Origin of the sequence: Vibrio sp. 1F263, assembly GCF_041439035.1 — a bacterium.
GTDB lineage: Bacteria > Pseudomonadota > Gammaproteobacteria > Enterobacterales > Vibrionaceae > Vibrio > Vibrio tasmaniensis_A.
In genome coordinates this window covers 1-11,064 of the sequence record NZ_JBGONI010000064.1, presented here as the reverse complement: position 1 = coordinate 11,064, position 11,064 = coordinate 1, and the positions used below count along the sequence as shown (strand labels likewise).

At 38.5% G+C, this 11,064-nt stretch carries 8 protein-coding genes; 3 read left to right on the top strand and 5 right to left on the bottom strand.

Annotated elements, in window-relative coordinates; all coding sequences use genetic code 11:
- Positions 1-208 precede the first annotated feature (208 nt).
- Positions 209-1,123 carry a toll/interleukin-1 receptor domain-containing protein gene (locus ACED25_RS22075; RefSeq protein ID WP_371696108.1) on the bottom strand — a complete coding sequence of 305 codons (915 nt, stop codon included), beginning with the start codon at positions 1,121-1,123 and terminating at the stop codon, positions 209-211.
- A 286-nt stretch (positions 1,124-1,409) separates the two neighbouring features.
- Complete coding sequence (locus ACED25_RS22070) at positions 1,410-3,635, bottom strand: DUF2971 domain-containing protein (protein ID WP_052879917.1); 2,226 nt, start codon at positions 3,633-3,635, stop codon at positions 1,410-1,412.
- Between the two features lie 901 nt (positions 3,636-4,536).
- Between ACED25_RS22070 and ACED25_RS22065 the strand changes: the two genes are divergently transcribed.
- Positions 4,537-5,346, top strand: coding sequence for a DUF2167 domain-containing protein (locus tag ACED25_RS22065; protein WP_102257508.1), 810 nt, complete (start codon positions 4,537-4,539; stop codon positions 5,344-5,346).
- A gap of 520 nt (positions 5,347-5,866) precedes the next feature.
- On the opposite strand, the gene ACED25_RS22060 is transcribed toward ACED25_RS22065, so the two are convergent.
- On the bottom strand, positions 5,867-6,697 hold the full coding sequence (locus tag ACED25_RS22060) for a hypothetical protein (protein ID WP_017082816.1): 831 nt from the start codon (positions 6,695-6,697) through the stop codon (positions 5,867-5,869).
- Between the two features lie 343 nt (positions 6,698-7,040).
- Between ACED25_RS22060 and ACED25_RS22055 the strand changes: the two genes are divergently transcribed.
- Positions 7,041-7,997, top strand: coding sequence for an IS110 family transposase (locus ACED25_RS22055; RefSeq protein ID WP_371696106.1), 957 nt, complete (start codon positions 7,041-7,043; stop codon positions 7,995-7,997).
- Between the two features lie 27 nt (positions 7,998-8,024).
- Here the strand turns inward: ACED25_RS22055 and ACED25_RS22050 are convergent, their stop codons facing one another.
- Positions 8,025-8,609, bottom strand: coding sequence for a hypothetical protein (locus ACED25_RS22050; protein WP_017082416.1), 585 nt, complete (start codon positions 8,607-8,609; stop codon positions 8,025-8,027).
- A gap of 140 nt (positions 8,610-8,749) precedes the next feature.
- The gene (locus ACED25_RS22045; RefSeq protein ID WP_371696104.1) at positions 8,750-10,339 is read right to left on the bottom strand and encodes a DUF4435 domain-containing protein; all 1,590 of its coding nucleotides are present in this window, start codon (positions 10,337-10,339) and stop codon (positions 8,750-8,752) included.
- Positions 10,340-10,489: 150 nt separating this feature from the next.
- Between ACED25_RS22045 and ACED25_RS22040 the strand changes: the two genes are divergently transcribed.
- On the top strand, positions 10,490-11,064 hold a 575-nt coding region (locus ACED25_RS22040; protein ID WP_371696102.1), incomplete at its 3' end, for an IS4 family transposase.

The window sequence follows — 11,064 nt, the reverse complement described above, 5'->3', positions numbered from 1 at the left end:
ACGCTGGGTTCTTAGGGAGACGGCACTTGGTAACAAGTGTCGTCCACCCGACAGATCTAAGCTAGCTCGTTGTTGGACATAACTGAGTTGTAGAGACTACTAAATTAGCGTCTAACGAATTACTTTGGGTATAGCAAAGCCTCTAGTGTAGTAGCCAATTTCACTTACCCACAACACAAGCTAGGAACAAATGAGCTAAATGATCCCGCTATTGATTAACTAAAATTTCATAAGTGAAAGTTACATGCTCGGGTACATACTGTTCAGTATTAATTTCACATTGGACTTCTTCGATAGTCAATACACAGAGAGCACCCTCACTATTCAAGAGCACGGCTTTTTGTCCGACAGTAGGTGTGATTGTTCGACCGGGGGTTAGAAAAGAATCAACTTTTGAGGGGGTGAAGTTTGAAGTTGTTATTAGTCCCACAGCTTTAAGGCCACCGTCAGTGTATACATAGACACTATTTCCTGAACACCCACTGAATTGAATTTTGAACTGGTACTCACCATTTCCAACGGTATAACCTGAATGCTCTCGATAGAGGAAAGTTACACGTCCATTTAGAGCTGGGTTTGCATAATTACCAGAATCTTTCAGAACATCAATCCGCTCAAGTCGCGCTGCTCGTTTATGAACGACCGAGATAGGTATCGCATGTTGTTTGTCTGCGGGAAGTCCTTCAATCCATCGCCATACTGCGTCTATCTGGGTTGATCCTGGATATCTCCTTGCATCAGGGTTTGAGTTAAAATCAAACCCTTTAGGACTTTTAGCTTTTAGCCAACGAGGCAATCTATAGTTAGGGTTTCTAACAAAAATAACGGACAGCCATGTGTTTGGTTTACTCTCAAAAACACTGCTGATCCATTCTGTCTCAATACCTACTCCTGATGCTGGGGCGTTGTCTGCACGTTCGACATAATTTTCATCAACAACTAAAAGTACATGAGAAGCATCGATTACTTCTTGCATGAAGCCACTTAAACTCGAACCATAGTCGACTGCTTCGTCAATTTTCACCGTGTAACCCATTAAATGAAGTTGGCTTGCGAGTAGGTGAACCCACTCTTTATGCTCATTTGACGTCCAAGCGTATGAAATAAATAAATCCGTTTTCATTTGAATGTGTTTTCCTTATGTTCGTGACATATTGTTTAAATGCAATAGTAAACAAAAAGAGAATTTAAAAGCTACTCAGACTAGTGACAATAAGCACAAATTCATCAAACTGCTTCTCATCTTCGGATTACGATTTGTTAGTTTGAATATGTACCAGGGCAGCCCAAACAATGACACTCCCTAGCTCGAAAAGGGGCAGAAACGGGATAGTGGAATCTGTCAGAACTGATTAAATCATGGTTTGCGAACTGACAGATTGAGTCATGACTAATTCAGTTGATGATACCTATACGATCTCTTCGTATTCAAGGTCAAAGAAGTTGTTATCTGAAAGCTTCGCTCTTCGTAACACTATGTTGGATAGATTCTTTGTCCGGTTCTCATTGAGAGTCGCCACGATGCTTTGTATTAGTTTTACGGTGCTCTCAGGAAACTTGTAACCGACAGTTATGCTTTTTATGTATGCTGTAGCGTTATGAGTTCGGTTTGGATAAGTTGCTTTCTTGTAGTAGACCTTATCTTTCTTGTATGCAAACAACCTTACTTCTTTCTCATATGACCAGTCGCTGTTCTTAATTAGCATGTATTGATTGAAAAGATACTTGTCCTTTTTAATGAATCTTTGTTCGGGATGTAGGTATTGGATTTTTTCAATACCAACCTGATCTGGTAAAGAGCCTTCAAAGCAGTATTCAATCATGAGACCAGAATGGTTTTCTGCATAGTGTGACCACATCAGCATTGAGTTTTCATTATGTGAAAATGAACACAATCGAAAGTCAGGTCTAAGAACAACAAACTCTTTATCTTTAGTCAGATTCTCATGTGGCAGCTCGATAGGGTCATTGAGTTGCTCTGCTGATGCCAGATAGAAGTAGCCATTCACTAAAGCATCTAATGTGAACTTGTTGAAAGGATAATATTTATACAGAGAGTTTCCGTTATCGTGCAAGAACCGATGGGGTATAAAACCCTCAGTTAAACTATGATTGAATAGTTCGACATAATTTTCATATAGTTCTTTATCAATAGATGAGCTTGAGCGGTGCAAACAATATAGATAGTTGTTAATGATGGTGCTGTTTTTTTCACCACTAGACAACATAATATCAAGTGCAAGCTTAGCGTGCTCCAATGCGGAGTCGAAATCATCGAGGTTTTCGAAACATACACCGAGTAGATTGTTAACGGACATTGAGGACTCTAAATCAGAGAGGGTACTCAATGCTTTGTGATATTCACCTTTGTCCATCAGTAAACTAGCGATCTCAATATCATCAAGTTCTTGCTCTTTTGCTGATGCTAAACTGTCTTCAACTCGCTTGCTATGCCATTGTTCTTTTAGCTCTTGTAGAGTATCCACTAGTGAGTCATACAAGTGATGACCGATGAGGCTGTCATGACGCAGATTTGCCTTTATGTCTTTGTACAAAGCGTAGTTCGTTAACTGATGTAAATTGTCACGCTTTGCTAATATAGACTTGAGTTTATTGATGTTTACTAGAACAAGATATGCAAGATAAAGAGCTAGAACTTGCCCATCCCTGCCAGTATCGGTGTCTCCAAAGTAGTTTACGCTGTTGACATCTTTTTCATACTGTTCGTTGAGTGATTTGCCTAAGTACTGGGATGACAAAATGTGTTGTAACTTCAATACATGTGAAGAATGGATGAATTTTTCTTTCTCAAACGCACGCTCAACTAGCTCAATGACATCATCATAAGCCTTTGCTTCAAAACCATATTTGATGATTGCTTCTTGTGTCAGATTTGCTTTGCCTCTAGCAACTTCTTTCTTAACTTCTTCATAAGCTGATTCAGCATCACCTATCAGATTCAATCGCTCGTAATAACTGATCTTACTCCAAAAGGTGTCTTGATCAATATGAGCGTGTTGTCGATAAGGCTCGATGATTTTTTTAGGAATATATTTTGCTGAATTGATGAGAGAAATCCCATCTTTGAACTCTTCAAGATGAAAGTGACAACACAAAAGTATCTCGATTTGACTCTCAACTTTTTCATCTAGACAGATTGATTTAAGCAGCTTCCATTCATCAACAGTAAGTTCAGCGTTGATCAGATTTGGTGCATACAAGCTATGCATCTTATTAGTGACTATTTGAAAGTTACCTTCTTCATAACCAATAGAAATCGCTTTGAAGAAATGGCGTGGGTCGCGAGTTGAGCAGAACAGCCCCCAGTGAGCATGTGAGTTGTTTTCGGAGTATATTAATGCACGCTCATAGTGATACGCAGGGATCTCAGAGTCCCGAAACTCATCGTATAGCTTAAAAGCAATGTCACCTAAGTAGTTGAATGCTGACGCATGATCACCTTTAGCAGCTAAGATTTGATTGAAAGCAGGATCAGTTGGTTCTCCTTTGGCTTCTAACAAAAAGTAATAGAGACCAAGATTCAATTCATCTTCGTACCAAGACTCCTCTTTGTTCAAGTATTCTAGTCTAGAAAATCGTTTATATTTGAAGTCTTGCTTTACTTGAAAATCCATAAATCACCCAGAAATACGTAATTAGAACAAGGGTATATGATTAGCATGTGTTTGGATATAGAGCAAGCGTATAATAGACGGTAATTTGAGTTCTATTAATAGTAATGACTGCTTTTTGTGTCCCACAATCAATGGATGATAAATACCTCAAGCAAACACGATTCAAACACGCCGGTTACTTCCTATTTTTTCTCAATAAAGAGTTGATATGAAGAGAAGCTTACTCAATTAGCGTGAAGGATCTGGCCTTAGCCGTAGGAGGCCTCAAAGCGTAAGTGCGGCAGAGTTCCGATGAAAAGATGTGTGGATCCTTCAGGAACTGCCCCTCTTTCATTGGATTAGATTTGATAGGGAAAACGCACGCTCTCAGAATTGTGTAGAGTATTTATTCTAACAGGTTTAGGGGCATTTTCGAGCTAGAAAATGCCACGCGTGAAAATTCAGGTTGTGATGTTTTTGGACAAAGACGTGTCAATGACTCTCCCAATTTAGCCGCGCCTGAATAACTTTTAGTATCTCAAAATGCGGAAAGGCACTGTTGCTACAGGTGGCGATTTTGATAAGAACTAGGCAGTTTCTTCTATCTTCAGTTCATTGTGTCGGGTTCACTTGATGCAATTTTATTTGCCGAACATTCAACTCCCCCTGAATCGCTTATGCCCCTTAGTCTCTGATGTGAATACTTAACAGCAAGTTCAAGTATTAGTTTTAAAATACTTCCAGTTATTGCTCAAGGTAGATAAATACTGTACTAAATCTTTCTGGCTCTATGTCGGCATAGCCTACCAATCATATGCAATTGACATATATATCAATATCTTACATTTAGATCTTTATCAACATAACTAAAGTATTTAGCTGGTAAATTGCACAAAAATAATATGCATTTAAGTGAAAAAAAATGAAATACATGGCCATTGGATTAGTGCTAATCGCAAGCTCGGTATTTGCCAATCCACTCGATAACCTTAACTGGGAATATGAAGGTATATATGACGTACCAAATCAAGACGCAACGATCCTAGTTATGACTGAGCAGTCTTTGGTTAGAGGTGATGACGCAGCAATTTTAGAAGAAGAAATTAATGGAGTTCCTAGCTCTCCAAATGCAGTTCTTTTAAACCAAGATTTAAGCAGGTTTATTATAACAGAAAGCAGACCTGGCTTTATAAAAATGGATGATTGGGAAGAAAGTATTGATAGCAATGATTTACTTCAAGAGCTTATCGATAGTACAGAGGATGATAATAAGCATAGGAAAGGCGCGCTTCTCTTTATTGATGGATGGGCAGAGAAACCAACATTAAACAAGAAAGAAGCAACGATGTATTATGCTATAAGGGCGCACAGTAGTGAGAATGAGAAAATAGTTAATGCAAGAGCATTGAAATTATCTAGAGAAGGTTATAGTCAAATCACTTGGGTAGGATCTCAAGAGCAATTTATATCAGCGGAAGATAACTTAGCGCCGACTCTAGAACAGCTAAAGTATGAAAAAGGCCATACCTATAAAGACTTTGTTCCAGAGACTGATACGGTTGCAGCTTTTGGAGCTGGTGCTTTGATGTACAAATTGATCACAGGAAAGGTTGCAGGTAAAGGTGGATTAGCTATTGGAGCTCTCTTACTCGCCTTCGGGAAAAAGCTATGGTTTCTTATATTCTTGCCTGTGGTTTGGTTAAAAAACAAACTATTCAAAAAAGACAAATAGCAGTGAGGTTAATTACTGGGGCTACTGTACTATTTAGTCCAGATATCCTCGCAGTCATCAATAAGTGCACGCAATTTGGCCAGTTGCGAGATATTACTGCCAACGAGAAACACAATGATGCATACGAAAATTACAAGCTGAGAACATCGTCTACGCACACTTTTGGGAGATTCCTTTCACTACGCTGCTAGTCGCAACCATGAGAAAAAGTACTGTAATTTCAGTGTCACGATTTGTCACTAAGTCATTACGTTAGTATTTAAAGGGGCACTTTCGTGCTAGAAAGTGCCACAGGTAAAAATTAAGCCTATGAAGCTTCTGGACAGAAGTCAGTTAGAGTTGGCACTCTAAACTGTTAGATTCGAATAACTAAAACTATGGCGACGCTCGTCCTGACAAAAGTGACGGGCGTCGATCCATCTTCTGCTCATCCGAGCAATTTACTCAATAAAGAGGCGGCGGGCTTGTTCAACACCCGAATAAAGTGTCGGCTGCGCGACACTTATTTTTATTTGTTAGGCTAATTCATAAAGGTCTGCACATGGGCTTCAAGTGACTCCCTATGCATTTTCATTTGGCTAGGACTAAGGTCAAATTGAGATGTAAGTAAAAGACCAAAATGAGGTTTAAAGCCCTGATTCATGAAAGGTTGCTCTTGTTGTAACCTTGAGTGAGTCGAGACTAACTTATCGACAACTTGTTCTTGCTGACTGTCATCCATACTTTGAAGGATATGAGTAAGATTCCCAGCCCTAACTACATTTAGAATAAAGCTCAGAGTGAACTCTTTTGGTAGCTCTCCCAAATAACGATGAAAAAACGACAAACACCCAGCGACAGTTAGCCCAACGCGAAGATTGGGTTGAGGGTATAACTCAGAATTACAATTTCTGTATATTTCTTGATATATATCACCTAACGCTTTACCAATACTTCTGATAGCTAAATTTTGGTCTAACTTTGGTTCAATAGTTCTTATTAACTTACTTGTATTCGTCTTAAAGGTCATTAGAACAAGTAATATTTGAGAACCAAAATGGTCAGCTCTTGACTCTAGTGCAACACTATCAAGCTCCTCTTGATCTTTGTGTTCGTTGTGAAAATTTAGATAATGAGCTAACTCGTGACACAATATGATCAAAACAAATAGATAGTCTTCTATTTTAGTTATTTCATACTCGCAAATCCCTCGCGAAACTCGGATGCGGGCATTTACTCCGCTTCCTTTAATTGAAGCATATGAAATGTCATCTACATTTAGCTCTCTATTTACCGTAAAATTACCACTCGGAACAAAGAAGCTTTCAACATCAGCAAATGCTGCTTCTACAATTTCCTTACCTTTCACCATAGTCCTCATTTTTTGATTAGCCTAACGTCAAATTAAGTAGTGAGCAACGCCACCATCCACCTAAGCCATTGTTCTGTAAGCACTAAATCAAAGCAAACCGAAAATGCCGAGCGTTGGGAGTCTGCCTTAAACGCTTGTATGGATAATAAGCACTCCAATCGGGTAATGTGAGACCCAGGCTTTAGCTGCAACTAAAGCTTTCTATGTAGTAGTTCGTTTAAACGCTGGCTCCTCTATCGAGAGACCGATAACAAACATGAACGCTACATAGGACTTCAAGCATAAACCTCGAATAGTCGACTGGGTCTCGAACCCGCATTACGCAAGCATGAGTTAGCTTATTATGAATACCAAAATCAATCAAAGCATCAACGTTGGAGTTGATACCGGCAAAACACAATTAGACATCCACATCAGGCCACTAGACCTATTTTTCTCAGTAGAGAACAATGATAAAGGCATCAAAAAAGCACTCAAAACAATTAAGAGTCACAGTCCTGAACGAATCGTTATTGAAGCAACAGGCCGATTAGAAATGCCTTTTGTTCTTGCATGTGCAGAGGCTCAATTACCTATTGTCAGAGCAAACCCTGTCCACATAAAACGGTTCGCTGGTGCTATTGGCCGCAGAGCCAAAAATGATCGTTTAGATGCAGAATTGATTGCTCACTATGGAGAAGCAATCAAACCAGCTCTTACTGTCATAAAGCCAAAAAACATACGCCTAATGAGTGACTTAGTCATTCGCCGAAATCAGTTGTTATCCATGCAAACCATGGAAAAGAACCGAATCCAGATACTTCCCGCCTCTCTCCATCCGACTATCAAACCGATGCTAACCACGATAAAAAATCAAATCACCAAGTTAGAAGAAAAGCTCGTTAAACTCATTGAAGATAGCCCTGAATATCAGGCTAAAAACACAATCTTGCAGAGCGTCCCTGGAATAGGAAACATTGCCGCTGCATCAATAATTAGCAACGTACCAGAACTTGGTTACATCACAAATAAACAAGCGGCCTCACTAATTGGTGTCGCTCCAATAACACGCGAAAGTGGGCGCTACAAAGGTAAGCGTGTGATCCAAGGCGGTCGAGCGCAAGTACGCACAGTATTATATATGGCAATGATGTCAGCCATGCAATGTAACTCCGTATTCAAAGCAACTTATGCTCGACTTGTAGCTGCGGGAAAGCCTAAGAAAGTCGCAATAATCGCGTGTGTTCGAAAGATGGTTGTGACTCTTAACTCTATGCTGAGAGATGGCGCCATGTGGGATGAAAACACTGCCAAAAATTAATCATTGACGCCATAGTCGTTTGTTAGTTTATAACTTCCAACGCTTATATAGCTTCAAACATACCATTAAAACTAGAAGACTAATCGCATATCCAAGCATTGCCCAACTATTTTCAGGTGATTCAGATATAGTATAAAAAGCTGCCGCTGCAATGGCTAACATTAGTGGTTCAATCGTCTCATCAGGACCATCCGTAAACAACATGTAACTCAACTCTATACCTGCTGAGATTGCTAATGCATTACCTATATAAACAAAAGATTTAATGCCTAATATATGCTTATAGAGTTCATTTGAAGTAAACAGACCATTATCCGCAAAGTGCAAATTATCTAATAAATTGAATGTTTCCGCTACTTCTAGCAAACCTTTACTTGCCAATGTCACGATAAGAAAAAAGCCAATTAAAAATTGAATTCCTGTTTTAATAATTTTCATACATTTCGGGATTGGTGTTTCGTATAAATCAAAATCACCTTCTGGTTCAAGGAAATCTTTTCTATCATCTAGCGCCAACTGAAATTTTTCTCTTGCATCAGCTAAACTACTTTGATGTTCAGCTATGATTTCCTTCCGAAGCTCTTCTTTTATTATTGCTAACTGCTTTTCCATTTCTATTTATCACACCAAAAAAATTAAAAATTTCAATATATGAACTAACGCCTCATTAAGCGGAAATTAATGGTTGGTTATAATCGCGAAGCGATGGCCAACTGTTAATTTTCCGTTTAAATGACTTGTTATAACACGAGCTAGATATTTGGGAGATAAGGGGTCAATGCGGTTATTACTTTTTCTTTATTTTTACCCTTTGATATTCTCATAATTAAACTCACATACTCTCCTTTTTTCAAGCCTAATACTTCACCAATAGCTGTAAGCAAAGATTTACGATTATATAATCTAAGCATATCAAGGTAGTTCTGACTTTCTATTACAGCATTAAATTCACTTGCAACTTCAGAATAAATACTTTCGATATCAATATTACTAATAACTCCATTATATGACTCTTTAATTTTTTCTATTCCATTACTTTTATCGTTAAATGATCTAAGTTTATGAAGGATTTCACCTGACGCTCGCTTGGAAATTTGTACATCTAATTCATTGTTTAATGATCCCAAAACTTTTAACGTTACCTCAGCTTGTTTTTCATCATAATCAAATTCTAATGACTCACATGCAAGTTTTATAATTTCAGGAAGTATGAACAAATTCTCTACTTCAGCTACATCAAGAACATGTACATTATATTTCTCTAAATTTGATATTTCCGCACTGACTCTTCTATCTCTATCAATGATCCCTATAATATCTTTGCCTTGAATCAATCCTGACTCATTTAGTCCTTTAACAACCTGAATTACGTTCTCACAACTTCCCTTAGGCAAGACAAGGTAATTTTCATAAAACAGACTATATAATTGAAGATCAAAACTGTTAGGTGTTCCTTCTACAAATATTACAGAAGACCTTGCACCGAGAACTTCTAAAACTAAGTCTTCAGGAAGCTCATCAAACTCAGGTAAGGTAGTCCAATCCCAATTAGTTCCGTCATAAGATTTAACCCAAATTTTTTCCGCGCTAGATTTTTGAGCCGCAAAGTCGAGATCATGCGTAATATATATGAAGAGACAATCATTCCTTTCAATTTCAAGAATTGACCATAATTTAGAATGTATAGATTTATGCAAGTGAAGTTCTGGTTCGTCAATCACTAAGATTGAATTTTCCTCCGTAGTTAAGCATTGTCCTATCAAGTAAAAAACAACACGTTCACCATCGCTCATATCAGATGCATTATATGATCCGTGATCACCTCCAGATATTTTAGTTTTAACTCTCCCTGCTTCTATAATAAGTTCTCTATGTGGAAGAACTAATTCCCAAATAGACTTTATTTTGTGAAGGATAGAGTTATTTTGTGATGCCCGACCTTCTGAGTGATCCAGTGTTTTCTGAAAAAGCTCAGTAAATAGATATACCATTAACTTTTCATAGTCATTGAGTAGAAATGTAAAAGGTTTCTCCCCCCACCTTTGACTCTTTTTCCAATGAGAAGGGTTAGAACTCACAGCACTTACATCGGGATAACCGTACTTTAAATCACACTCTGCTTCTTCAATTGCTGAAGTATGGCTAAAATCGGGCATTGATAATGATTTTTGAGCTGAAATCCTACGGACTATATCCTTTTGACTACTTTCAAGTTCAAGCCATGCCCCTAACCTGGTCTTACCCGAGCCATTAGCTCCTGTAATTACAACTGATGAATCTACTGGGAAATTAATAATGTCGTTAGTATTACCGCTTTTGGGCAAGTTAATAAAATTTACCACATAAACCTCGATTTGAATGAATAGTGTTATAACGCCTGCATCTTGCGAATCCCCTCATAATTAGGCATAAAAACAATGAGGTAGACGCGCATCGCCGTCTTTGATCTAATGAATATCGCTGAACACACATTTCGAACAAGTGGGTTAACAATGCGCGACATTCAGATTCTACAACAAACCATACAAAACCAATGCCCCTCCATTCACAAAAAACGCGTTAGTTCTCTGATACTTGCTACAAGAAGTGTACTTGACGGCTCAGACTTAACGTTGACTAAACTAGGTCGGAAACTGGAAACTAATACCACGGTAAAACATGCGATCAAACGCGTTGATAGACTGCTTGGAAATCGCCAACTACATCGTGAAAAAGACCTTATTTATAAATGGCATGCCTACTTAATAACGGGCGCCAACCCTTGCCCTGTGATCCTTGTGGATTGGTCTGATGTTCGTGAACAACTTCGTTATATGACGTTAAGAGCATCCGTTGCACTTGATGGACGAGCCATCACAATCTTTGAGCAAGTTTTTGAGTATGGCCAATACAATTCACCAAAAAGTCACCAAACATTCCTCGATAAATTGCAGAGTATTTTACCGAATAAAATCAGTCCGATCATCGTTTCTGATGCGGGTTTTAGAAATACTTGGTTCCGCCAAGTTCAGGAGAAAGGTTGGTTTTGGTTAGGTCGTGTCCGAGGTGAAGTATCAATCAAACAACC